We start from the raw sequence: 23,066 nt of genomic DNA on the forward strand, positions 1-23,066 counted from the left end.
CCGCTTCCGGCGTCCGCCGAGCGGGCGGCCACATGTCTCGTACCGGTCGCCTTTTAGGAGGGCATGGTCATGCGTCCGCTGAATTCATCCGCGAGCGAGCGTGGCCTGACCGGGAATGGCGGCCGGGTCCGAACGCCATGGCGGCGACCGGGTGTTCCGGCCTCCACGGGCATGAGGGATGCGGCCTGTTCGCCGCTCACCGCCGTCGTTTCGGCGCCGCCGTGATCGGCGGTGCGTCCGGCGCGATATGCCCGGCATGAATGTGACGCCACCGGTCGCGGCAGGTCACCGGCTTCGCGCCGCTCGTGACATCTGATCGCGTCCGATGGCGGTCGGCGGTGCCTTTCGCATGGTCACCGCCCTTTTGGAGAGTGGAAGGGCCGCCCTCCCGTACCTGCGACCAACAGACTTACGGGAAGACGACCCCTCCTCGTGCTCTCCGCACCCAGCACTCTCGGTATCCGGAAGACGGAGGCACGTCTATGCACGACATTACTGGACACGGAGTCAAGGCGCCCGCCGAACCCCCCACCGGCGAACTCGCCGGACACCTCGCACTCGCGGGCGGGTCCGCCGGCCTTGCTCTCGCGATAGTCCTCTGCGTGCTCATCGCGTTGTACGTGCTGTTCATCCTGGTGATCGCCTGGCGCGCCCATCGCGACCCGGCGACCTTCGACAACAATGCCCGGCTGCTCGAACTGCTCCTGGCCGCGCTCCCCTGGCGGCGAAGCCGGTAGGACCGCCCGCCGCGCGGACAGGGCGCGTTCCGGTTGATTCGGAACCGAAATGCCCCCGCTCGCGCGGCACATATCGCCGTAAGGCGAACCCGGGCCCCGCGGGACGGCGAAAGCCGCCCCCTCGGGCCGCCGCCCCGCGGGGCCCGGGCCTTACCCCGACGCCCCCGACAAATCTCCCGCCACCCTTTTCTGGGGTCCACGCCCAGAGGCATCTGCCGATGACTGATCCAATCCGAACGCCCGCGAATGCCCGCCAGACCTGCTCGGTGCCCGGCTGCGACCGGCTGTCGTGTTTCCGGATCGCGCTGGAGCAGGACAATCGCCGGGACCAGGAGAATTGCCGCGGCCGCCATGCCGTCCGCCGAACTCGAAGGGCGTGCGGCGTCCACCTCGCCAGGGTGACCCAAACCCTGATCCGCTGGGCCGACCGCCACACCACCGCCGTCGCGCAGGTCAGTGTGTACGCGACCGCGAGAGGGCAGGTGATAGGCGAGGCCCGCGCGCCCGGTCCATTCGACCAACTGCGCCTCGGCGTCATGCCGGTGGGCGGCGGCCGCCCGGAGCGGCGCACCGGCTCCTGACCCCGAAACGCTTAACCGCCCAATTGTCATCCCGGTTAATGATCATCTGTTTCGGCGGGGATAACACGGCGCGATCCGTTGCCCATCGCCGGGCTGATGCCGATACTGGGACGGCCGGTGCTTGACGTGCCGCGCGGCGTGCCGGGGTGGAGGAGATGCGTGATGGGGTTCCAGCTCGGCCTGTTCTCACCCAACACCGAGTCGGGACTGGCGATCACGAAGGTCCCGGAGCGGTGGCACGCCACCTGGGACAACAACCTCCGGCTCGCGCGCCTCGCGGACGAGACGGGCATCGACTTCCTGCTGCCGGTCGCCCGCTGGACGCACTGGGGCCCGGACACCGAGTTCCACAAGAGCGCCCTCGACCCGCTCGTCTGGGCGTCCGGCCTGCTCGCCGCCACCACCCGGATCCGCGTGTTCAGCACCGTCCACACCGCGTTCCACCACCCGGTCGTCGCGGCCAAGCAGCTCGCCACCGCCGACCACCTCGGCAAGGGGCGGGCCGGGCTCAACATCGTCGCGGGCTGGCACGCCCCCGAGTACGAGATGTTCGGCCTCACGCTGCCGGGCGACCACGACACCCGCTACGCGCTCGCGCAGGAGTGGTGGGACATCGTGCGCCGCATCTGGTCGAGCGCCGAACCCTTCGACCACGACGGACGGTTCTTCCAGCTCAAGGGGGTCGTCGGCGCGCCGGGGCCCTACCGGGGCGACCGGCTGCCGGTGATCAACGCGGGCTCCTCGGCGCAGGGCCGCTCGTTCGCCGCCCGCAACGCCGACCGGGCGTTCACGGTCGTCGGCGGCCCCGAGGACGGCGCGGAGATCGTCAAGGCCATCCGCGCGGAGGCCGCCGGGCACGGCCGCAGCGTCGGGGTCTTCACCCTCGGCCACGTCGTGTGCCGCCCGACCCGCGCCGAGGCGGAGGAGTTCCTGCGCTACTACGCCGACGAGAACGCCGACTGGCCCGCCGTCGACGAGGTGATGCGGCTCCAGGGCCTGCACGCGCAGTCCTTCACCCCGGAAATGCTCCAGGTGTACCGCGACCGCTTCGCGGCCGGGCACGGAAGCTGCCCATTGATAGGCGATCCCGACGACATCGCGGACGGCCTTGAGCGGTTCGCGAAGGCGGGATTCGACGGTATCGCCCTGTCATTCCTCAACTACGCCGACGAGCTCGGCTACTTCGCCGCCGAAGTGATGCCCCGGCTCCGCGCCCGCGGCGTCCGCGTCTCCGATCCCGAGCGTCCCGAATCCCGTTGATCACGACATCGATCACAGACGACATGACTGAAACCCAGACCGCCCCGCCCGCCCTTCCGGAACGCGGGCCAGAACGGCCGCCGCTGTCGGCCTACCAGCGCGTCTCCGGCGTGACGGAGATCGACGTCCTGCATGACGAGGTGGAGCCGTTCGCCGTTGGCCACGACCTCCAGGCGCTCGACCGCGCCATTCCCCTGAACGGCAGCGTGAACGCGCTCGGCGTCGGCGCGGTCAACCTGGTGTGGGTGCGCTACGGCGGCGGCGGCGTCATCGTCGACACCCCGCCGACCGACGGCGAGTTCGCCATGTGCGCGCCGATCGCGCCGATGGACTTCGAGTACCGCAACTCCAAGGACCACGGCACGGCGGGCGGAAGCCTCGTCCTCTCCCACGACCGGCCGATGCGGATGAAGCCGGACGCCCGGCTGGGCTGCCTGGTCATCGCCACCAGCACGGGGCGGCTCACCGACTACCTCGCCGACTACCTGGGCGACCAGCCCGGCCTTCCGCTGCGCTTCCACGATTCCGAATCCGGCTCCCCGGCACTGGCCCCCGCCTCGATCGTCGAGCAGACCTGGCGGCACGTCTGCGGCATTCTCGACAACGGTTCCCACCTGCATCCGCTGGCGGCGCGGAACATGGAGGAGGCGCTGCTGACCGCCATTCTGCTCGGGCTCCCGCACACCGCGACCGCGTCGCTCGCGGAGCCGCCGCGCCGCGTCCCGCACTACCTCGCCACGCTGATCCGCGACTGGGTCCACGCGCATTACGACGAGCCGATCGGCGTCCGCGACATCGCGGCGGCGGCGGGCATCGGCATCCGCCAGCTCCAGGTCATCTGCCGCGACCAGTGGGGCGTCACGCCCACCCAACTCCTGCGCGGGGTGAGGCTCGACAACGCCCGCGCCGCCATTCTCGCCGCGCATTCCGCTCCCGGCGTCATCACGAAAATAGCCGAGGCCGCCGGATACATGGACCTGACCCGTTTCGGCGTCCACTACCGGCGCCGGTTCGGGGAGACGCCCACCCAGACCCTCAACCATTCGCGGCCCGTCTCCCGGCTCACGGTCGCCGCCTGCGGGAAATGACGGAGACCATGGCCACCAGGCGCGTCCTGCACGTCCTTCCCGTGGCGGTTCCCCCGGCCGCGCGGGCGGCGTTCGCCGAGCAGCTCCCCGCGGAGATCGTCGACGACGACGTGGCCGTCGAGTTCACCGCCCCCGCGGACGGCCCGCTCAACATGATCGACAGCGCCTACGAGCGGACGCTCAGCGACGTCGCGGTGCTCGCCGCCGCCACCGGCGCGCAGGCGGACGGCTACGCCGCCGTCGTGGTCAACTCCATGTCCGACAGCGGGCTCGACGCGCTGCGCTCCCGGCTGGACATCCCCGTCGTCGGCGCGTGCCAGGCGTCGATGGCGCTGGCGGGCGTCCTCGGCCACCGGATCGGCGTGATCACGATGTGGCCGCCCTGGCACGCGCTCTACCCGTCCGCCGCGTCCGCCGCCGGGCTCGCCGACCGCCTGGTCAGCGTGCGCGACATCGGCGTCCGCCCGGACTCCGCGGCGCTGCTCACCGGACGCGAGGACGAGATCTTCCCGGTCCTGCTCGACACGGCGCGCGCGGCGATCGACGAGGACGACGTCCACGTGCTGATCCTGGGCAGCACGACCATGCACCAGTCGCACCGCTACCTGGCCGAGCACCTCCCGATCCCCGTCATCAACCCGGGGGCGGCGGCGCACCAGCTCGTCCAGCAGCTCCTGCGCGCGGGCCTCACCCACTCCCGCCGCGGCCACCCGTCCCCGGCCCGTCCCAATGACGAATTCCTCGCCCACCTCCACCAGGGCCGGTAGTCAGCGGCCGATCTGGGGGTAACCCTCAGGTGAGGACTTCGGAACCCGACCAGCGAGGACGGCCAGTGACGGACCCGGCGGACAGGATCGACACCTCCGTGCCGCATTCGGCGCGGGTCTGGAACTTCCTCCTGGGCGGCACCGACAACTACCCGGTCGACCGGCAGGCGGGCGAGCGGGTCTTCGCGACGTTCCCGGGGATGGTCGCGATGGCCCAGCAGTCCCGGCAGATGCTGCGCCGGGTGGTGCGGTACCTGGCGGGCGAGGCGGGCGTCGCGCAGTTCCTCGACATCGGCACCGGCCTGCCGACGATGGACAACACGCACGAGGTCGCCCAGCGGGCCCTGCCCACCGCGCGGATCGTCTACGTCGACAACGACCCGATGGTGCTCGACCACGCCAGGGCCCTGCTGACCAGCACGCCCGAGGGCGCCACCGACTACATCGAGGCGGACGTGCGCGACCCCGGCGCCGTCCTCGCCGAGGCCGCCCGGACCCTCGACTACGACCGCCCGGTCGCGCTCATGCTGATGGGCATCCTGGGGCTCGTCCCCGACTTCGACCAGGCCAGGTCGATCGTCGCGACGCTCATGGACGCGCTGCCGTCCGGCAGCCACCTCGCCGTCTACGACGGAACCGACCAGGACCCGGACTACACCGAGGCGATCCGCGCCTACAACGCCGGCAGCGGCGCCATCCCCTACACCCCCCGGAGCCCGGAACTGATCACCCGCTTCTTCGACGGCCTGGAACTGCTGGAACCCGGCGTCGTCCCCGTGACACGGTGGCGCCCGGCCCCAGGCCAGGAGGAGGTCCCCGAGGTCTCCTGCGCGGGCGGCGTGGCCCGCAAACCCTGACGACTGGGCCGAGCTCTACCCCGACGGCCTCGGGTTCCGCGACCCCTGGGACGGCGCGTACTCCACCTGACCACCGGGCGCGGTTGACCTCAACAAGGCTTCAGGTTCCATCATGAAGGGATGTTCGAGGAAACGAAGCCACAGGTGACACCCCTCAAGCTCGGCATCGGCCTGCCCACGTTGGGAGGGGCGCCCGCGGCGGGTCTCGGCGGGGTCACCGACGTCGCGCGGCGGGCCGAGGCCGCGGGCTTCGACTCGGTGGGCGCGGCGGACGTGCTGATCGGCAACGGCACGCCCGCGCTGGAGAGCGTGGCCGTGCTCGCCGCGGCGGCGGCGGTCACGGAGCGGGTGACGCTCGACTTCGGCGTGCTGTCGGTGCCGACCCGCCCGGTCGCCATGCTCGCCGCGCAGGTCCAGACGTTGCAGCACCTGTCGGGCGGCCGGGTCAGGCTCGGAGTCGGCATCGGCGGGTTCCCCGGCTCGCCGTTCTGGCAGGCGGTCGGGGCTCCGGCGCGGGGGCGCGGGCGTGTCCTCGACGCCGCCCTGGAGGTCCTGCCCGGCCTGATCGCCGGGGAGCCGACCGCGCTGCCGGACGTCCCGGGCGGCCCGGTCGTCACGCTGGCGCCGGGCGCCCCGATGCCGCCGGTCCTCATCGGCGGGAGCGCGGCCGAGCCCGCGCTGCGCCGCACGGCCCAGTACGGCGACCTGTGGCTGCCGTCCGCGCTGACGCCCGCGGAGGTGGCGAAGGCCGCGGCGCGGCTGCGCGAACTCGCGGCCGAGCGCGGACGCCCGGTGCCCCGCGTCTACCTCGGCGTGCACGCCGTGCTGGGGGACGGTGCCGCCGACGAGACCGCGCGCGGGGCGATGGTCGCGCAACTGGGCGCCGCCTTCCAGATGGCGCCGGAGCAGGTGGCCGAGATCTCCCTCTCGGGGGCGCCGGCCCGCGCCGCCGAGCGGCTCGCCGCGTACGCCGAGGCGGGGGTCGACGAGATCGGCCTCGCCCTGGACGGCGACGACTTCGCGCGGCAGCTCGACCTGGCCGCCGAGGCCAGGTCGCTCCTCACCTGAGTTCCGGCGGTCTCGCCCGGACCCTCACCAGTGGTCCCAGTGGAGGACCTGGTCGCGGGGGATGCGGGGCGCGGGCTTGAAGTCGGTGCCGATGGAGTAGGCGAGCGGGATGAACGCGGCGAGCATCACCTCGCGGTAGGGGACGCCGAGGATCGCGGCGAGTTCGGGTTCCAGCGGACCTTGGGCGGTGGTCCAGGTGGTGCCGAGGCCGCGGGCCCGCGCGGCGAGCATGAAGCTCCAGGCCGCGGGCAGGATCGAGCCCCAGGTCCCGGACTGGAGGGCCGCCGAGGCGCGGTCGGTGCGCCCCTCGATGGCGGGGATGACGAACGCCGGGACGCGGTGGATGTTCTCGGTCAGATGGCGCAGCCCGTCGAACACGCCCTGGGTGGAGCGCGGGGCGTGGTTCATGCGGCGGACGTCGTCCCCGGTGAGCGGATGGCCCTCGGCGGCGGCCAGCGCGCGGCGGAAGAGGTCGCCCACCTCGCGCCGCCGCGCGCGCTCGGTGACCACGATGAAGTGCCAGCGCTGCCGGTTGCGCCCGGTGGGCGCCTGGGTGGCCAGGTCGACGCACTCCTCGATGAGCCTCCGGGGGACGGGCCGGTCGAGGTCGAGCCGCTTGCGGACGGCCCGGGTGGTGGACAGCAGTTCGTCGGGGGTCAGGTCGAGGGTCATCGCGGTGCTCCATCTGTGAGCAGATCATCTGTGGGCAGACGAATGAAACGTATGACCGCCAATGATCTGCTGTCAAACAATCAGATGACAGACGGTTTCTGGTAGCCTCGGGCGGGCCGACAGAAGCAGGAGAGCCATGCCGTCCAAGACCGCCCGTCCGGCGTACTTCCCGACGCTGGCGGCCGAGCGCCCCGACATCGCGCTGTGCCGCGCCTCGGCCTACCTGGCCCGCGCCGCCGACGCCCACGCCGGCCTGCACGGCCTCGGCGTCGGCCAGCACCTGGTGCTGAAGATGCTCGACGCCGTCGGCCCCTGCTCCCAGCAGGTGCTGGCCGAGGAGCTGCGGATCGACCGCAGCGTGATGGTGAACGTCTGCGACGACCTGGAGAGGTCCGGCTTCGTCCGCCGCGATCGCAACCCCGACGACCGCCGCTCCTACGCCGTCACGATCACCGGCGAGGGCCGTGAGCGCCTCGCGGAGGCCGAGCGCACCGTCCCGTCCTATCTGGACGAGATCCTCGCCCCCCTCACCCCCGACGAACGCGCCCGGCTCGCGACCCTCGTCGGCAAGCTCCTGGAGTTCTGAGCTCCGGCCGGACGTCAGGCGGGGCGTCGAACCGAGGTGGTGTCGCTGGTCAGGGGGGCTCCGTCCGGTGTCGCGGGGAGAAGTGCCGGGACGGGCGCGCCGCCCGTGTCGACCAGGATCGAGTGGGTCTCGTCCGGCTCGAAGGCGTGGTGCTCGCCCCACTGGCGCAGCGTGACGATCACGGGGAAGAGGGCCTTGCCCGCGTCGGTGAGCGTGTAGAGCCTGCGCCTGCCCGTGGGGGCCTCCACCTGCGCGAGCAGGCCGTGCGCGGTGAGCTTGCGGAGCCGGTCGGTGAGGATGTTGCGGGCGATCCCGGTGCGCTGCTGGAAGTCGGTGAAGGAGCGGGCGCCGTCCATCGCGTCACGGACGATGAGCAGGCTCCACCGGTCGCCGACCAGGTCGAGCGTGCGGGCGACCGGGCAGGTCGGGTCCGTCCAGTCGCGTTCCATCGCGCCTCCCAAGAGTTGCGTATTGAAACCATTCTGGCCTAGGGTCGGCTTGGTTGCAAAATGAAACTGATTGGGAGGTGAGGGCGGTGCTCTGGAGGACGAGGCTGCTGCTGGCGGTCGTGTGCGGTGTCGCGGTGGCGAGCGTGTACGCGGGGCAGCCGGTGCTGGCGCCGATGGGGCGTGACCTGGGCGTCTCCGTCGGCTCGGTGGGCTGGTTCGTGGCCGCCGGGCAGCTCGGCTACCTGGCCGGGCTGGCGCTGCTGGTGCCGCTCGGCGACATGCTCGACCGCAGACGGCTGATCGCCGGGCATCTCGCGCTGGTGGCCGTGGGGATGGCGATCACCGCGGCGGCGCCGGGTGCCTGGGCGGCGTTCGCGGGGCTGGCCGTCGCGGGCGTGTTCGCCGTGGTCGTGCAGACCGCCGTCGCCTACACGGCGTCGGTCTCGCCGTCCGCCGAGCGCGGGCGCAACCTCGGCATCGTGACCTCGGGCGTGGTGATCGGCATCCTCGGCGCGCGGGTCGTCGCGGGAGTGCTCGCGGACGTGTGGGGATGGCGCAGCATCTACGTGGTGCTGGCGGTGCTGGCCGGTCTGCTCGCGCTGCTCACGCTCGCCCTTCTGCCCGCGGACGTCCGGCCGGACGCGGCGCGGTACGGGCAGGTCCTCCGCTCCTTCGGCGGGCTGTTCGCCCAGCCGGTGTTCCTCAGCCGGGGGCTGATCGCGTTCTTCCTGTTCGCCTCGTTCGGCACGCTGTGGAGCGGCATGGCGCTGCCGCTGGCCGGGGCGCCGTGGCACCTCAGCGAGGCGCAGATCGGCCTGTTCGGGGTCGCCGGGCTCGCCGGCGCGCTCGGGGCCGCCCGGTCCGGACGGTGGGGCGACGCCGGGTACGCGCGCCGGGTCACCGGCGCCGCGCTCGTGCTGCTGATCGTCTCGTGGGTCGCGATCGGGCAGCTCTCCTGGTCGCTGCCGCTGCTGGTCGTCGGCGTGATCGTGCTCGACTTCGCCGTCCAGGTGGTGCATGTGAGCAACCAGCACACGCTGACCACCGCCTACGCCGACCGCACGAGTTCGACCGTCGGCGGCTACATGGTGTTCTACTCTCTCGGGTCCGCGGCGGGAGCGGCGGCGACCACGGCCCTGTTCGGCGCCTTCGGCTGGACGGGGCCGACCGTCCTCGGCGCCGCGCTCGCCCTGGGCGCGCTCGTCACCTGGGCGTTCGGCGGGCGCGCGGCGGAGGTCACCCGGGAGAATGTCGAGGCGCGCAAGGTGCTCACCTGAGGGGGACGCGATGGCCCGGATCCTGGTGTTCGGCGAGGCGCTGGTCGACCTGGTCGGGGAGCCCGGCGGACGCCGGTACCGGGCCGACCCCGGCGGCAGCCCCGCCAACGTCGCCGTCGGGCTCGGACGGCTCGGCAAGGCCGTCACGCTGGTGACCGGCCTCGGCGACGACGCGTTCGGCCGCCTCGTCACCGCGCACCTGGCCGCCTCCGGCGTGACACCGGATGTGCGTCGCGCCCCGTTCACCTCGCTCGCGGTCGTGTCGGTCGACGGCGCGGGGGTCCCGTCCTATGACTTCGCGCTTTCCTGGACGCCCGGAACGCCCGAGATCCCGCCGGACGCGGCCGTCCTGTGCACCGGATCGCTGGCGGCGGCGCTCGCGGAGGGGCCCGTCGAGGCGGCGATGGCCGGGGCGCCCGCGGTCTGCTACGACCCGAACATCAGACCGGCGCTGCTCGGCGACCCCGCGTCCGAGCGGCGGCGGGTCGAGCGGCAGGTCGCCCTCAGCGACGTGGTCAAGGCCAGCGACGAGGACCTCGGCTGGCTCTACCCCGGCGCCGATCCCGTGGAGGTCGCGCACCGGTGGCGCGCTCTCGGGCCCGCGCTCGTGGTCGTCACCCGGGGGCCGCGCGGCTGCGTCGCCATCACCGCGTCCGGCCGGGTCGAGCGTCCCGCCCCGCCGGTCGAGGTCGTCGACACCGTGGGCGCGGGGGACGCGTTCATGTCGGGCCTGGTGTCGGCGCTGCTGGACGGCGGGCTGCTCGACCCCGCGCGGCGCGCCGACCTCGACAACGGCGGCGAGTCGCCGCTGTCGGGCCCGCTCGCCGCCGCGCTGGCGTCCGCCGCCATTACCTGTGCGCGTCCCGGGGCCGATCCGCCGACGGAAGAGGAACTCAGAGCCGCGCTGCGATGACGTTTTTCGGGGGGACAGGCCGATGGGTTTTGGGATGGCGTCAATAGCGTGAAAGGTGATCGCCCTCGATGGTTCGGGCTAGCCTGGCCCGATGGCCGCCGACGACGAGACCATCGCGCCCCGGGGAATCGATGTCCACACCCCGCACATCGCGCGGATCTACGATTACTGGCTCGGCGGCAAGGACAACTTCGCGGTCGACCGCGCCGCCGCCGAGCAGGTGATCGCGGCGACACCGACGGTCAAACCGGGGGTGACCGCGAACCGGGCCTTCCTCAGCCGCGCGGTCCGGTTCATGGTGGGGGAGGGCGTCACCCAGTTCCTCGATATCGGCACCGGAATTCCCACCGCCGACAACACGCATCTGATCGCGCAGGCGGCCAGCCCGGAAAGCCGGGTCGTCTACGTCGACAACGACCCCATTGTGCTGACCCATGCGCGGGCGCTGCTGTCCGGCGTGACCGCGCCCACCTCTTTCATCGACGCGGACCTGCGCGACACCGGGCGGATTCTGGAAGGCGCGGCCGAACTGCTCGACTTCACGCGTCCGATCGGCCTGCTGCTGATAGCGATCCTGCATTGCGTGCCGGACGAGGAGGAGCCGGGCGCGCTCGTCCGGACGCTGATGGGCGCCCTGGCGCCGGGCAGCTTCCTCGCGGTCACCCATCCGGGGATCGACCAGTTGCCCGACCAGATGGCGGCCGCCGAGAAGGCCCTCACCGACGCGATGGGCTACCGGGTCACCTTCCGGACCCGCGAGGGCGTCGGCCGCTTCTTCACCGGCCTTGACCTGCTCGAACCCGGTGTGGTCGCCGTCCAGGAATGGCGTCCGGAATCGCCTCCGGCACCCATCAAGACGGGCATGTGGGGCGGCGTGGCCCGCAAGCCCTGAAGTCCTCCTCCCTCCTCTCCGGCCGTGCCCGAATAGGGTGAGAGTTCGGACACAAGGGGGACATCTGTGAACACACCGGATTCGCGGAGAGTGCGCGACCTCGTCTACGAGACGCTCGCGTCGGAGGGGCGGGCGCCGTCGGTGGCGGAGCTGGCGCGCAGGACGCGGAGCACCACCGAAGCGACACAGAAGATCCTGCATGAGCTGGCGGAGGCCCACGCCCTGGTCCTGACGGCCGACGGGGACGCGGTGCGGATGGCCCACCCGTTCACGGCGGCGCCGATGGCGTTCGTCGTGACACCGCTGGACGGGCATGACGACCGGCGCTGGTGGGGCGGCTGCGCCTGGGACTCCTTCGGCATCAGCGCCGCCCTCGACCTGGACGTCCGCATCGACACGGCGTGCCCGCAGTGCGGAACCCCGATCGCGTACCAGGCGGGCCCGCGACTCCCGCCTCCGGCGGAACTGGCCGTCCGCTTCCCCCGGCCCGCCGGGGAATGGTGGGACGACGTGGTCGCCACCTGCACGATGATCCGGACGTTCTGCGACCGCGGCCACGCCGAGCGGTGGACGGCGGACAACGCGCCGGGCGGCGGCTACATCGCCGAGGCGGCGACCGTGTGGCGCCTGGCGGGCCCGTGGTACGGCGACCGCCTCGATTCCGAGTTCCAGCCGCACAGCCGGGAGCACAACCAGCGGCTCCTCGACGAGTGCGGCCTCACCGGCCCGTTCTGGCGGCTCCCGTAGCCCGATCCCGCCTGGGCGGTATCCCAGGAAGGTGAACGGGATCCGCCTCGACGGTTACGGCGGCGGCCGCGCACCGCGCCGGCGGGGCCGCCCGCGCGGTCGCGGCGGGCCGTCGGCTCGGCGCGAGGTGTTCCGCCCGTCCCAGCACTTGCGCGCTGACCTGCGACGATGCTGCTCCTCCCGGCCCTTTCAAGATCATCTGTTCATTTCAAGATCATCTTCAGGTTGTTCACCGGGGCGTTGCCCGCCACGTTGTTGATCTTGTGTGGGTGCTCCGCGGCGAGGGCCGCGGAGGAAGCGAGGAGACATGCGGAAGATCAAGCGCGCGGCGGCCCTGGTGGGCGTCGCCGCGACCGTCGCGGTGCCGCTGGCCACGTCCGGGACCGCGAACGCGAGCACCGCGTCGGTGGCCGCCGCCAACCCGTGCGGCAGCGGCTACACGCTCCGCGGCACGCTCCCCGTCGGCGAGTCGAGCGAGGCCCAGATCCGGTTCTACCGCTCCGACGGCTCGCACGCCTGCGCCGCGACCTTCAAGCTGGGCAAGGCCGTCGGCAACAACGTCAAGATCGGCGTCTGGATCGACGCCCGCCCCGGCGGGGCGGACAGCGACGTCGGCCGCTACAGGGAGTACGCCGGCCCGGTGAAGGTGACGGGCACCTGCGTCAACTGGGGCGGCGGCTACGGCGAGTACAACAACAGCAACCAGCCCTGCCGCTGATCTGATCCCGGCCGGTCGAGCGCGAGCGCGCGGCGCGCCCGACCGGCCCTTCTCGCCGGGGCGGCGGGGCTACCGCCGTTCGAGACCGTCCAGCAGGACGGGCAGGAAGCGCTCGGGGATGACGCCGGGGTGGCAGGCGAACGCGCCGAGCAGCTCCATGAGGTCGCCGGTGCCGACGTCCGCGCGCATCGCGCCGTCCGCCTGCGCCTGCCGCACGAGTTCGTCCAGCCGCCGCACCAGTGCCCGCCTGGCCTGCGGCGCGGAGGTCCCGGCCAGCGCGGTGGCGACGGCGCCGCGCCCCTTCTCCACCCCGTACACGATGAACGCGCGGACCGCCGCCCACGCGCCGGGCTCGGCCGCCACGGCGCGGTCGACGGCGTCGATCAGCTCGTGGACGTACTGCTCCGCCAGCGCGGCGAGCAGCGCGGCGCGGTCGGGGAAGCGGCGGTAGAGCGTGCCGACGCCGACCCCGGCCCGTTGGGCGATCAGCTCCATCGGGGCGTCCGGGCCGCGCTCGGCGACCGCCCCGCGCGCCGCCTCCAGAATCCTGTCCCGATTGCGGCGGGCGTCGGCGCGCATGGCTCTCCTTCAACTGGACGATGACCTTCCGCTTATTATATAACCGGAAGCCAACATTCCACTTGAGGGGAACGCGATGATCGTGGTGACGGGTGCGACGGGCACGATCGGACGCGCGCTGGTCGCGGAGCTCGGCGGCGCGGCGCGAGCCGTGGTGCGGCGCGCGGAGCAGGGCGAGGAACTGGCCGGGAAGCTCGGATGCGACTACGTGGTCGGCGACCTGGAGCGGCCGGAGAGCATCCCGCTCGAACCGGGCGACCGGCTCTTCCTCAACAGCTCGCAGTGGCCGGGTTTCGCGCGGGCGCACAAGGCCGTCATCGACCGCGCGGCGGCCGCGGACGTGGCCCAGGTCGTGACCGTGTCCGTGCTCGGCGTGACGTCGGGCAGCCTGCTCGGGTTCGGCATGCACGGCCAGGTCGACGAGCACCTCAGGGCGTCGGGGGTGCCGTGGGCGATCCTGGCACCCGTCGGTTTCATGCAGAACCTCGCGGGCGACGTCGACGAGGAGGGGCGGATCGTCGGCGCGTACGGCCGGGGCGGCGTCGGCTACATCGACGCGCGCGACATCGCGGCGGTCGCGGCCGCGCTGCTCACGCGTCCCGTCGGGCCCGGTGCCACCTACGATCTCACCGGACCGGCCGCGCCCACGCATGACGAGATCGCCGCCGAGCTCACCCGGGCGCTCGGCCGGGCCGTCCGGTACGTGGACCTGACGGTGCAGGAGGCCGCCGTGCACCTGGAGCAGCGCGGCATGCCCGCCCCGGCGGCCCGTGACCTGGCCGAGCTGATGGCGCAGATCGGGGACGGCCGGTGGGCGGGCACGACCACGACCGTGGCCGACATCCTGGGCCGCGAACCGCGTTCGCTGCGGGAATTCCTCGGGTGACCGTGTCCGGCGGCGGGCGGGTGCCGGCCCGCACCATTCGGCGATTCCGAGCAATAGGGCCTGTGTCAACAGTCCGAATGCGCGGAGTGGTGGCGGCGCGGTAGGGGTCCCTTGCCGATCGGTGATCGGGTCCGATAGACATGTCGGGGCTTGGCGGCCGCCGATTGCGCGCGGCCACGACAAGCCGCGCAGGTCGGGGGCGGGACGCACCAAGGGACTTGATCGCCCCGAATCACTCCATGATCTATCGGCGATTTCTAAGATCATGGGATCCGTGCATTTGGAGGACGCGTGCCCGAGGTGACGCCGCTCTTGCCCACCGACCCCGAGGCCATCGGCGGGTACGAGCTGCGGGGGCGCCTCGGCGTCGGCGGCCAGGGCACCGTTTACCTGGGGCTGGACGAGCGGGGACGGCGCGCCGCGATCAAACTCCTGCACCCCCACCTGATCACCCAGGAAACGGCGCGCACCCGCTTTCTGGCCGAGGTCGAGATCGCCAAACGGGTCGCCCCCTTCTGCACGGCACAGGTCCTCGACAGCGGAACGATCAACGGTCAGCCCTACATCGTCAGCGAATTCGTCGACGGCCCCTCCCTGCTGGCCTCCGTGAAGGACGCGGGGCCGCGCGGCGACTCCGCACTCGAACGGCTGGCGGTCAACACCATCACCGCGCTGGCGGCCATCCACAAGGGCGGGGTGGTCCATCGCGACTTCAAGCCCGGCAACGTCCTGCTCGCCCCCGACGGCCCCGTGGTCATCGACTTCGGCATCTCGCGCGCCCTGGACCTCAGCCAGTCGCTCACCAGCAGCCAGGTGGTCGGGACGCCCGGCTACATGGCCCCCGAGCACATCGACGGTGCGAAGGCCGGCCCGGAGGCGGACATGTTCGCCTGGGCGGCCACGATGGTGTTCGCGGCCACCGGCCGCAGAGCCTTTCCCGGCACCACCGTCTCGGCGGTCGCCCTCGCCGTCCTCCACAAGGAACCGGATCTGGACGGAATGGAAGGCGACCTGGCGGAAGTCGTCCGCGACTGCCTGCGCAAGGACCCCGCCGAACGCCCCACCGCGGCCGAGGTGAGCGACCGCCTCCTCGACTCCCGCACACCGCGGCCCGCCCCCGACGACACCGAACCCCGCCGACCGCCCGAGCCCCCCGGCGCAAAACGCCGACGCCTGGGGTTCGCGGCCGTGGTGCTGGCGGTGCCGGCCATGGTCGGTGCCCTCTACATCCGGCTCCCAGGGGAGGGGGAGGGCGCGACAGCGCGCCCTTCGCCGACGCCCCCCGGCGCGCCGTCCGCAACGCCCGCCCCGGGCCCGTCGAAAGAGCCCGGTCAAAGCCCGAGTCCGACCACGGGCACGACCGAGGGCGTGAGCGCGCCGCCGGAGAGTCCGGGGTCTCATCCGAGCCCGGCGGCGACGAAGAGTGATCCGGCGCCGACACGCCGGCCGTCCCAGAGGACGCCCCGGCCGAAGTCGCGGAACCTCGGCTCCCTGAGCGCGCAGGATTACTCCGATTACTGTAGGGCGCACGGCTATCCCTATTCCGCCGTCTGGGCCGATCAGGCGGTCTGCTCGAAAGACCGTGAAGGTGAGAACGGAACGATAGCCGGCCCCACCGCCGTATGCCGCTGGAAGTATTCCGGCCGGCCGAATGTGCGCGCCGAAGGCCGGAACTGTGTCTCGGGAGCCTGATCCGCCGGGTTCGGCGGGCATTTTTGCTCGCACCCAAATCCTCTGACGGCCGTATCCAAATCCCGCAACAGCGTGTAGTCAATTAATCTCCCAACAATCTATCTGCTTGGAGACATTGGACAGGCGCCCAAGGGGTAATTGATTCGAGGGGCGTGCATGCGCACGCTCCTTGGGCGACGGGGAGGAGGAAGTAGAGATCATGATGAGGCTCGTGAAGCGCACGCTGGGCGTCCACCGCGGTCAGATGCCTGGCCGCTACAGGATTTACCGCGTCCGGTAACCCATCCCGCCGGCGGTGCCGGAACGGCGACGTGCTTTCCGGCACCGCGTCGGGCTGCGTGTGGGAGTAGGACGTCGAAAGGGAGACATGCTGCGGCGGGCGTCGAACGCGGAGATTCCGGGGCCGGACGGCGGGGTGTTCGCACGGCACCTCAAGGCGTACGAGGCCGCACCGGCCGAGTACCTGGCCTGGTGCAACCGGGAGTACGGCGACGTCTTCCGCTTCGACACCGGCGTGGTCGTGGTCAACGATCCCGCGCTCATCCAGCAGGTGCTCGCGCGCACCAACCGCGACTCCGTCCCCAATGCGAACCCGTTGCGGGGAGGGCGCTTCCCCGCCGCCGAGGAGACCGAGCGATGGATGCGGGCCCGCCAGGAGGCCCTGGCCGTCCTGAGGCCGACGGCGCTTCCGGCGCACCTGCCGATGGTGAACCAGGTGGTGGAGGCCGACCTGCGGGCGCTTGAGGGGGAGTGGTTCGACCCCGCCGAGCAGGGGTGGCGATTCTGCGTCAGGGCGCTGCTGTCGGTTTACGCGCCGCACCCGTCGCCGCAACTGGAAGACGCGCTGATGGAGTCCTTCACGGAGACCTCCTCCGCGTCGCTCGGCCGCGTGCCCAACTGGTGGCCCAGCCGGGCCCGGCGCCGGATCGAGGCCGCCGATCAGCGCATCAGGGACCGCATCTCGCTGATGCTGGAGGACGACGCGCCGGCCGAGGACCCACCGACTCTGCTGGAGATCCTGCGGGCCGCGCCCGAACCGGTGCCGCACGACATCGCGCACGGCGCCGCGGGGATGAGCGCGCTGGGCGCCATCGGCACGATGGGCGGGGCCTGGTGCTGGCTGCTCTACCACCTGGCCGCCGCCCCCCAGTCCTTCGACCGCATCCGCGGCGAGGTCTCGGCCTCCGGATGGGAATCCATCCGCGCCGCTCCCGAGCAGGCCCTGCCCTATACCTATTCCTTCCTCCACGAGGTGCTGCGAGTACATCCGCCCGCATGGCTGCTGGGTCGCGACACCATCGCCGACATCACGGTGGGCGAGATGCGGATCCCCGCCGGCACCGCCGTGATGTTCAGCCCCTATCTGCTGCACCACGACCCGCGCTTTTGGACGGACCCCGACCGTTTCGAACCCGAGCGCTGGAGCACCGGCGAGCGTCCCCACGCGCCCCACGCCTACCTTCCCTTCAGCAGCGGCCCGCGCGGTTGCCTCGCCGCGCAACTGGGGCTGAGCATTCTCCTGCTCGCCGCGGCGCGACTGGCCGCCGGCTACGACCTGGACGTTCCCGACCTCCACCAGATCGGCGCCGAGTACGGGCCGGTCCTGCTGCCCACCGGCATGAAGTGCCGGCTGACCCGCCGCACGACCGCCGCCGGCTGAGCGGAGACCGGGCCCCGCGCCCGCGCCGGTTCGCCGATGCGTCCGGGCCGAGCGGCAGGTCGTACCCTGGTCCGCGATGGGAACACGAGGTGTGGAGGGCGCGTACCAGGGCGCGCTCCGGGCGTTTCAGAACCCGATGCTCGATCTGCTCCACCGGACCTACGCGCCGTTCGTGGTGACGGTGCTGGCGATGATGTTCACGCCGGAGCGTCCGGCGGTGGCGGTGGCGGACGCCCACGCGGAGATCGCCGACGCCCTGGACCGGTTGCGGGCGGCGGGCCACGGCGACGAGGGCGACCAGCCCCTGCCCGCCGGGAACGCGCGCGACCTGTGCAGGCAGTGGGTGCACGCGGGCTGGCTCGTCCGGCAGGTCGCCGACGACGTCGAGGTGTACCGGCTGTCCGCGCACGGCGTCGGCGCGCTGGAGGTCGCGGGACGGGTCGGCGGAGCCCGGACCCGGGTGTCGGAGTCCCGCGTCCGGACGCTGCTGGAGGCGGTCGAGCGGCTCGCGCAGGACGCGGACCCGGACGTGATGGCCCGGATGGCGCGCCTCCAGACGGAGATCGACCAGCGCCGCCGCGAACTCGACCGGCTCGAACGGGGCGGCGCGGTCGAGACCGTCGACGACGACCAGTTGCTCGAAGCGGCCGAGAACGTCCTGCACCTGGCGCGGGAGCTGCCCGCCGACTTCGCCCGCGTCGCCGAGTCGATCAAGGCCATGCAGCGGGACGTCGTCTCCGACCTGCGGCAGGACGTCCGGCCGACCGGCGAGGTGCTGCGCGAGTACCTGGAGCGCGGCCGGCAGATCATGGACGCGACGCCGGAGGGCCGCGCGTTCGCCGGGGCGCTGCGCCTGATCGGCGACCCGGCGCGGATCGACGACCTGTCGAACCTGCTGCGCACCGTCCTCAGGCACGGGTTCACCCACCAGATGGCCGAGCCGCAGCGGCGGGAGCTCGCCGAGATCGCGCGCCGGATCGAGCAGGGCGTGAAGGAGGTGCTGACCGCGCAGCGGCAGGCGTCGCACGTCATCACCACCCAGGTGCGCAACCACGACCCGATGCGCGACCGCCAGGTGGACGAGCTGCTCCGGGACGTGATGGCCGGGTTCCACACCTGGGTGCCCGGCGCGCGCCGCGGCACGGTCGTCGACCCGCTGCGCCGCCTCCCGGTGGCCGACGTCGGGCAACTGCGCCAGACCATGAACGACCTGCGGCCTCCCCAGCCGCCCACGCCCCTGCGGGAATGGGACGACATCGAGGACGTGCCGTCCGCGGACACCCGTGCGTGGGGCGGCCCCCAGTACGCCGAACTGCGCGCCCACCTGGAGGAGTTCGCGGGGGACGCGGACGGCGTCGACGTCGCGGCGGCGTTCCGCGCGGCGGCCGCGCGGATCCGGCGCCCGGTGGACCTGCTCGGACTGCTGGAGATCGCGCACGACCTCGGAATGTCCGACACGGCTGAGATGGTGACGGTCGACGCGGTCAGGCCCGACCTGACCGGGCGGCGGTTCGCGTTCGGGGGCGTGCTGGCGGCGAACCCGGCGCACCCCGCGACGAGCGGCGCCGCGGACGAGAGCCAGGGAAGCGACGATGAGTGAAGGGGACGGCGCGGGCGACGACCGGTCGTCCGGCGCGGCGGCGGGCTTCATCGAGCCGGTCCCGATGGAGGACGACCCGGCCGAGCTGTTCGCCGGCGACACCGGCACGCTGGACGTCGACGTGCGGCGGGTGCTGGTCCGGCTGCTCCAGCGCAGGTTCCTGCTGGCCGAGAAGCACCCGGCGCAGTGGCGCACGCTGCTGGAGAACCAGCAGATCATCGAGTCGCGGCTGCACGACCTTTTCGTCCGGCTCGTCGTCGACCACGACCGGGGCATCGCCTACAAGCAGCAGGTCCGCACGGCGGAGCTGGACGTCCCGATCCTGCTGAAGGACGACCCCTACAACCGGGCCGAGACCCTGGTGCTGGTCCACCTCCGATCGGTCTTCCAACGGGAGCGCGGCACCGGCGAGACGTCCGCGCGGGTCGACATCGAAGAGCTGGAACAGACCGTGCTGACCTACTTCGACCCCGACGACCACAACCTCGCCCGGGGCCAGCGCGAGATCCGCAACGCCGTGCAGCGGCTGGTCACCGAGGGCCTGCTCGCGGAGGAGTCGGCGGGCCGGTACCGGATCACCTCGCTGGTCGAGGTCGTGCTCAGCACCGAGCGGCTCACCGAGCTGAGCCGGTGGCTGCGGGAGCGGAACGAGGCCGCGTCATGAGCATGATCGACACGCTGTTCGGGCTGATCCCGGCGGCCTCGCGGGGGCAGCAGTGGGTCGCGCGAGACCTCCAGCTCGTCAACTGGGGCGGCTACGACGGCTACCACCGCATCCGGTTCGCCCCCGGCGCGACCCTGTTCAGCGGCGGCTCCGGATCGGGCAAGTCGACGCTGATGGACTCCTACATCGCGTTGCTGATGCCGCACACCACCCCGTTCAACGGCGCCTCCAACGGCGGGGTGGTCGGCCGCCCCCGCGGCAAGGACCAGCGCAACATCCTCTCCTACGCGCGCGGGAAGCTCGACGAGTCGCGCACCGACGGCGAGACGAGGTCGCGGGTGCTGCGCGGGGACGGCCGCGACACCTGGTCGGCGATCGCGATGACCTGGGCCGACCCGGGCGGCGCGGTGTTCACCGCGCTCCGGGCCTGGTACGTGCCCTCGGCCGCGCGCGTCCTGGACGACGTCGCCGTCGTCCGCGCCACCCGCGACGACGCCTACGACCTGCGCGAACTGGACGGCCCCGCGGGCAGCAGGTTCGCCCGCGACGCCGTCACCGCGACGGGCCTGACCTGCTTCGGCACCGACCGCGACTTCACCGCCCGGCTGCACACCGCGCTCGGCATCGGCGCCGCCGGGGACGGGCACAAGGCGGTCGGGCTGCTCGGCCGGATCCAGGCGGGCCAGCAGATCACCACGGTCGACGCGCTGTACAAGACGATGGTGCTGGAGGAGCCGTCCACCCTCGCGACGGCCGACGAGGTCGTGCAGCAGTTCGACGAGCTGTCCGGCACCCGCGACCGGATGATCACCGCCCGCCGACAGGTGCGGGCGCTGGCCCCGATCCGCGACCACCGGGCCGCCATCGACGACGCGGTGACCCGCTTGCAGGTGATCGACGAGGTCGGATCGTTCGCCGACCCGGCGTCCCCCGCCGCGCTGTGGCGCCACGAGCGGCGGCTCGACCTGCTGCGCGCGGCCGAGCAGGACCTGACCAGGCGGCGCCACCGGGCCGCCGGGGACGTCCAGGAGACCTCCACGCTGATCACTGCGGCGGAGGCCCAGCGCGACGCGGTCCTCGACACCCTGCGCGCCTCCGGCGGCGACCGGCTGGAGACCGCCCGCCGGGAGATCCGCGGCGTGGAACTGCGGCTGGCCGAGGTCGAGCGCGCGCGCAAGCGGCTGGACCACGTCCTCGCGACCCTCGGCGCCACCGCGGCGTCCGATGAGGAGTTCGCCGCACTGGTCGACACCGCGCACCGGACGCTGGCCGACTCCGACGCCAGGAAGACCGCGCAGAACGAGTTCGCCAAGGCGGCGTCGGAGAGCGGCGCCGCCGAACGCGACCTGGCCGCGCTGCGCGCCGAGCACACCCGGGTCAAGGCCCGCCGCGGCAACATCCCCACCGACCTGCACACCGCCCGCGACCTGCTGGCCGAGGCCGCCGGGCTCACCCCCGACGACCTGCCCTTCGTCGGTGAGCTGATCGAGGTGCGCACGGAGTTCGAGCCGTGGCGGGAGGCGTTCAACCTGGCGCTCGGCGGGTTCGCCACCCGGATGCTGATCGACATCGGCCGGCTGAACGCGTTCCGCGAGGCGATCAACGCGGTGCCCGTCGCCCGGCGGCTGCATTTCGAGGGCGTCCGCACCGGCATGCGCGACGAGGTCGGGCTGAACGACAGGACGCTCCCCGGCCGCCTCGACTACCGGCCGTCGCCGTTCACGGCCTGGCTCAAGGGCGAACTCGCGCGCGGGTTCGACTTCGTCTGCGTCGAGTCGCCCAAACTGCTGGTGCAGCATCCCAGGGCGCTCACCATCACCGGCCAGACCTCGCAGCGCGGCCGGGGCGCGCACGGCGGCCACGGCCGCGCCAACCTGCTGGGATTCTCCAACACCAGGCTGCTCGCCGACCTCGACACCCGGATCGAGCACGCCAGGGAACGCCACGAGGACGCCCTCGCGCAGGCGAGGAAAGCGGAGCGGAACCTCAACTCCTTCGAGGAGAGACGCGCCGCCTACCAGACCGTGACCGACCTCTCCTGGGACCAGGTGGACGTCGCGTCCGTCACCGCCGAACACGACCGCTGGAACCGGCTCATCACCGAGGTCCGCGACGACAACCCGGAGATCGACCGGCTGCAGAGACAGGCGGAGGAGCTCAAGACCCGGGTCAGCGCGCTGACCGAACGCATAGGCGAGCAGAAGAGCGAGGCCAAACGCCTCGACGAGTCCTGGGAAGCGATCGTGGACGAGGTGGACGGCGCCCAGCAGGCGCTCGACACCGCCGCCGCGAGCGGCACCGAGGTGAGCCCGCGGCACCGCGAGTACCTGGCGGCCCTGTTCGACGACGCCCCCGACGGCACCGACCCGGCGACGGCGCTGAAGGACTTCGACACCGCGCACCGCCGCGGCGTCGAACGGATGCGCGACGACCGGAAATCGGCCGAGGAGTCGATCGACCGCTCACGCCAGGCACTCCGCGAGACCTTCTCGACCTTCGTCGAGCGCTGGCCGAACCCGAACCTCGGCACCGAACCGGACGCGTCCTACCGCGACTTCGACCGCCTGCTCACCGACCTGGAGACCAGCGGCCTGCACGAGCTGGAGACCGAGTGGCGCGACAGCCTGCTCAAGCTCTCCGGCAACGACCTCACCAGCCTGGACAGCGAACTCGCCGCCGCCGTCCGCGAGATCCGCGACCGGATCGACCCGGTCAACCGCATCCTCGCCGAACTGCCCTTCAACGACGACGGCCACCGGCTGCGCATCGACCCGCAGGAAAGCCACTCCGCGGTACGCGCCCGCTTCCGCAAGGAACTGCGCGACGTCCGCGCCGCCATCGACACATCGACCACGGACTCCGACCGCGAACGCGCCTACCACCGCATGGCCAAGGTGATCGATCGCATCCGCCGCACCGCCCCCGACTTCGCCGACCTGGTCGACGTGCGCAACCACGTCCGGATCAGCGCGGAGAAATGCGACCTCACCGGCCGCCATGTCGCGGTCTACGACCACATCGGGGAGAAGTCGGGCGGCGAGTCCCAGGAACTGGTCGCGTTCATCGTCGGCGCCGCGCTGCGCTACCAGCTGGGCGACGCGGGCGCCGAACGCCCCCGCTACGCCCCCGTCTTCCTGGACGAGGCGCTCATCAAGGCCGACGCGCACTTCACCGGCCGCGCCATCGGCGCCTGGCGCGGCCTGGGCTTCCAACTCATCATCGGAGCCCCCAACGACAAGCACAGCGCGATCGAACCCCACGTGGACGCGGAATACCTGATCCTCAAAAACCCCGAAGGCCGCTCATGGGCAAAACCAATAGTCGCGCTTCCGGACGCACGACCCTCGTCCGCCCGATCCGAGTGAGCGGACCG

Annotated in this window: 22 protein-coding genes; 19 read left to right on the forward strand and 3 right to left on the reverse strand. The window is 72.3% G+C overall.

Annotation, left to right across the window (positions count from 1 at the left end):
• Positions 1–602 precede the first annotated feature (602 nt).
• The 7 genes from KLI87_RS40930 (at position 603) to KLI87_RS08050 (ending at position 6,358) form a co-directional block, all read left to right on the forward strand.
• Positions 603–737, forward strand: coding sequence for a hypothetical protein (locus KLI87_RS40930; protein ID WP_272498981.1), 135 nt, complete (start codon positions 603–605; stop codon positions 735–737).
• A 398-nt stretch (positions 738–1,135) separates the two neighbouring features.
• Positions 1,136–1,318 carry a hypothetical protein gene (locus tag KLI87_RS08025; RefSeq protein ID WP_156214106.1) on the forward strand — a complete coding sequence of 61 codons (183 nt, stop codon included), beginning with the start codon at positions 1,136–1,138 and terminating at the stop codon, positions 1,316–1,318.
• A 162-nt stretch (positions 1,319–1,480) separates the two neighbouring features.
• Complete coding sequence (locus KLI87_RS08030) at positions 1,481–2,578, forward strand: LLM class flavin-dependent oxidoreductase (RefSeq protein WP_214616383.1); 1,098 nt, start codon at positions 1,481–1,483, stop codon at positions 2,576–2,578.
• A 23-nt stretch (positions 2,579–2,601) separates the two neighbouring features.
• The gene (locus KLI87_RS08035; protein WP_214616384.1) at positions 2,602–3,666 is read left to right on the forward strand and encodes an AraC family transcriptional regulator; all 1,065 of its coding nucleotides are present in this window, start codon (positions 2,602–2,604) and stop codon (positions 3,664–3,666) included.
• Positions 3,663–4,433 carry an aspartate/glutamate racemase family protein gene (locus KLI87_RS08040; protein WP_214616385.1) on the forward strand — a complete coding sequence of 257 codons (771 nt, stop codon included), beginning with the start codon at positions 3,663–3,665 and terminating at the stop codon, positions 4,431–4,433. Before KLI87_RS08035 ends, KLI87_RS08040 begins: the two co-directional genes overlap by 4 nt.
• A 65-nt stretch (positions 4,434–4,498) precedes the next feature.
• Complete coding sequence (locus KLI87_RS08045; RefSeq protein ID WP_214616386.1) at positions 4,499–5,290, forward strand: SAM-dependent methyltransferase; 792 nt, start codon at positions 4,499–4,501, stop codon at positions 5,288–5,290.
• A gap of 120 nt (positions 5,291–5,410) precedes the next feature.
• On the forward strand, positions 5,411–6,358 hold the full coding sequence (locus KLI87_RS08050; protein ID WP_214616387.1) for an LLM class flavin-dependent oxidoreductase: 948 nt from the start codon (positions 5,411–5,413) through the stop codon (positions 6,356–6,358).
• A gap of 24 nt (positions 6,359–6,382) precedes the next feature.
• Here KLI87_RS08050 and KLI87_RS08055 read toward each other — a convergent pair whose 3' ends face one another.
• Complete coding sequence (locus tag KLI87_RS08055) at positions 6,383–7,030, reverse strand: nitroreductase family protein (RefSeq protein ID WP_156214102.1); 648 nt, start codon at positions 7,028–7,030, stop codon at positions 6,383–6,385.
• Between the two features lie 136 nt (positions 7,031–7,166).
• Between KLI87_RS08055 and KLI87_RS08060 the strand changes: the two genes are divergently transcribed.
• Complete coding sequence (locus KLI87_RS08060) at positions 7,167–7,616, forward strand: MarR family winged helix-turn-helix transcriptional regulator (protein ID WP_214616388.1); 450 nt, start codon at positions 7,167–7,169, stop codon at positions 7,614–7,616.
• Between the two features lie 14 nt (positions 7,617–7,630).
• Here the strand turns inward: KLI87_RS08060 and KLI87_RS08065 are convergent, their stop codons facing one another.
• Positions 7,631–8,065, reverse strand: coding sequence for a helix-turn-helix domain-containing protein (locus tag KLI87_RS08065; RefSeq protein WP_214616389.1), 435 nt, complete (start codon positions 8,063–8,065; stop codon positions 7,631–7,633).
• A gap of 86 nt (positions 8,066–8,151) precedes the next feature.
• Here KLI87_RS08065 and KLI87_RS08070 point away from each other — a divergent pair, with 86 nt between their 5' ends.
• From KLI87_RS08070 to KLI87_RS08090, 5 genes are all read left to right on the forward strand, one after another.
• A complete protein-coding gene (locus tag KLI87_RS08070) occupies positions 8,152–9,342 on the forward strand; it encodes an MFS transporter (RefSeq protein ID WP_308165894.1) in 1,191 nt (396 codons plus the stop codon).
• A gap of 10 nt (positions 9,343–9,352) precedes the next feature.
• Positions 9,353–10,255: a carbohydrate kinase gene (locus KLI87_RS08075; RefSeq protein WP_214616390.1), complete on the forward strand. Its 903-nt coding sequence runs from the start codon at positions 9,353–9,355 to the stop codon at positions 10,253–10,255.
• Between the two features lie 91 nt (positions 10,256–10,346).
• A complete protein-coding gene (locus KLI87_RS08080; RefSeq protein WP_156214097.1) occupies positions 10,347–11,147 on the forward strand; it encodes an SAM-dependent methyltransferase in 801 nt (266 codons plus the stop codon).
• Between the two features lie 66 nt (positions 11,148–11,213).
• Positions 11,214–11,894: an alkylmercury lyase family protein gene (locus KLI87_RS08085; RefSeq protein ID WP_214616391.1), complete on the forward strand. Its 681-nt coding sequence runs from the start codon at positions 11,214–11,216 to the stop codon at positions 11,892–11,894.
• 307 nt (positions 11,895–12,201) lie between these two features.
• A complete protein-coding gene (locus KLI87_RS08090; protein ID WP_156214096.1) occupies positions 12,202–12,612 on the forward strand; it encodes a serine/threonine protein kinase in 411 nt (136 codons plus the stop codon).
• A gap of 69 nt (positions 12,613–12,681) precedes the next feature.
• Here KLI87_RS08090 and KLI87_RS08095 read toward each other — a convergent pair whose 3' ends face one another.
• On the reverse strand, positions 12,682–13,191 hold the full coding sequence (locus KLI87_RS08095; RefSeq protein ID WP_156214095.1) for a TetR/AcrR family transcriptional regulator: 510 nt from the start codon (positions 13,189–13,191) through the stop codon (positions 12,682–12,684).
• A 76-nt stretch (positions 13,192–13,267) separates the two neighbouring features.
• Here KLI87_RS08095 and KLI87_RS08100 point away from each other — a divergent pair, with 76 nt between their 5' ends.
• The 6 genes from KLI87_RS08100 (at position 13,268) to KLI87_RS08125 (ending at position 23,058) form a co-directional block, all read left to right on the forward strand.
• A complete protein-coding gene (locus KLI87_RS08100; protein ID WP_214616392.1) occupies positions 13,268–14,077 on the forward strand; it encodes an NAD(P)H-binding protein in 810 nt (269 codons plus the stop codon).
• 291 nt (positions 14,078–14,368) lie between these two features.
• Entirely contained in the window at positions 14,369–15,769 is a 1,401-nt protein-coding gene (locus KLI87_RS08105) for a serine/threonine-protein kinase (RefSeq protein ID WP_214616393.1), read from the forward strand.
• A 367-nt stretch (positions 15,770–16,136) separates the two neighbouring features.
• Positions 16,137–17,429 carry a cytochrome P450 gene (locus KLI87_RS08110; protein WP_214616394.1) on the forward strand — a complete coding sequence of 431 codons (1,293 nt, stop codon included), beginning with the start codon at positions 16,137–16,139 and terminating at the stop codon, positions 17,427–17,429.
• 76 nt (positions 17,430–17,505) lie between these two features.
• A complete protein-coding gene (locus KLI87_RS08115; protein ID WP_214616395.1) occupies positions 17,506–19,029 on the forward strand; it encodes a DUF3375 domain-containing protein in 1,524 nt (507 codons plus the stop codon).
• Complete coding sequence (locus tag KLI87_RS08120) at positions 19,022–19,693, forward strand: DUF4194 domain-containing protein (RefSeq protein WP_156214090.1); 672 nt, start codon at positions 19,022–19,024, stop codon at positions 19,691–19,693. The genes KLI87_RS08115 and KLI87_RS08120 overlap by 8 nt, the downstream gene beginning before the upstream one ends.
• Positions 19,690–23,058, forward strand: a complete 3,369-nt coding sequence (locus KLI87_RS08125) for an ATP-binding protein (protein WP_214616396.1) — start codon at positions 19,690–19,692, stop codon at positions 23,056–23,058. The genes KLI87_RS08120 and KLI87_RS08125 overlap by 4 nt, the downstream gene beginning before the upstream one ends.
• Positions 23,059–23,066 lie beyond the last annotated feature (8 nt).

Source organism: Actinomadura sp. NEAU-AAG7 (assembly GCF_018603865.1).
Taxonomy (GTDB): Bacteria; Actinomycetota; Actinomycetes; order Streptosporangiales; family Streptosporangiaceae; genus Spirillospora; species Spirillospora litoris.

What these genes read in the sequence shown, in the direction of transcription:
- KLI87_RS08125 (WP_214616396.1), top strand. Translation starts at nt 19,690, where the DNA reads ATGAGCATGATCGACACGCTGTTCGGGCTGATCCCGGCGGCCTCGCGG.
- KLI87_RS08035 (WP_214616384.1), top strand. Translation starts at nt 2,602, where the DNA reads ATGACTGAAACCCAGACCGCCCCGCCCGCCCTTCCGGAACGCGGGCCA.
- KLI87_RS08040 (WP_214616385.1), top strand. Translation starts at nt 3,663, where the DNA reads ATGACGGAGACCATGGCCACCAGGCGCGTCCTGCACGTCCTTCCCGTG.
- KLI87_RS08055 (WP_156214102.1), bottom strand. Translation starts at nt 7,030, where the DNA reads ATGACCCTCGACCTGACCCCCGACGAACTGCTGTCCACCACCCGGGCC.
- KLI87_RS08075 (WP_214616390.1), top strand. Translation starts at nt 9,353, where the DNA reads ATGGCCCGGATCCTGGTGTTCGGCGAGGCGCTGGTCGACCTGGTCGGG.
- KLI87_RS08115 (WP_214616395.1), top strand. Translation starts at nt 17,506, where the DNA reads ATGGGAACACGAGGTGTGGAGGGCGCGTACCAGGGCGCGCTCCGGGCG.
- KLI87_RS08110 (WP_214616394.1), top strand. Translation starts at nt 16,137, where the DNA reads ATGCTGCGGCGGGCGTCGAACGCGGAGATTCCGGGGCCGGACGGCGGG.
- KLI87_RS08030 (WP_214616383.1), top strand. Translation starts at nt 1,481, where the DNA reads ATGGGGTTCCAGCTCGGCCTGTTCTCACCCAACACCGAGTCGGGACTG.
- KLI87_RS08060 (WP_214616388.1), top strand. Translation starts at nt 7,167, where the DNA reads ATGCCGTCCAAGACCGCCCGTCCGGCGTACTTCCCGACGCTGGCGGCC.
- KLI87_RS08065 (WP_214616389.1), bottom strand. Translation starts at nt 8,065, where the DNA reads ATGGAACGCGACTGGACGGACCCGACCTGCCCGGTCGCCCGCACGCTC.
- KLI87_RS08100 (WP_214616392.1), top strand. Translation starts at nt 13,268, where the DNA reads ATGATCGTGGTGACGGGTGCGACGGGCACGATCGGACGCGCGCTGGTC.
- KLI87_RS08120 (WP_156214090.1), top strand. Translation starts at nt 19,022, where the DNA reads ATGAGTGAAGGGGACGGCGCGGGCGACGACCGGTCGTCCGGCGCGGCG.
- KLI87_RS08095 (WP_156214095.1), bottom strand. Translation starts at nt 13,191, where the DNA reads ATGCGCGCCGACGCCCGCCGCAATCGGGACAGGATTCTGGAGGCGGCG.
- KLI87_RS08090 (WP_156214096.1), top strand. Translation starts at nt 12,202, where the DNA reads ATGCGGAAGATCAAGCGCGCGGCGGCCCTGGTGGGCGTCGCCGCGACC.
- KLI87_RS08050 (WP_214616387.1), top strand. Translation starts at nt 5,411, where the DNA reads ATGTTCGAGGAAACGAAGCCACAGGTGACACCCCTCAAGCTCGGCATC.
- KLI87_RS08080 (WP_156214097.1), top strand. Translation starts at nt 10,347, where the DNA reads ATGGCCGCCGACGACGAGACCATCGCGCCCCGGGGAATCGATGTCCAC.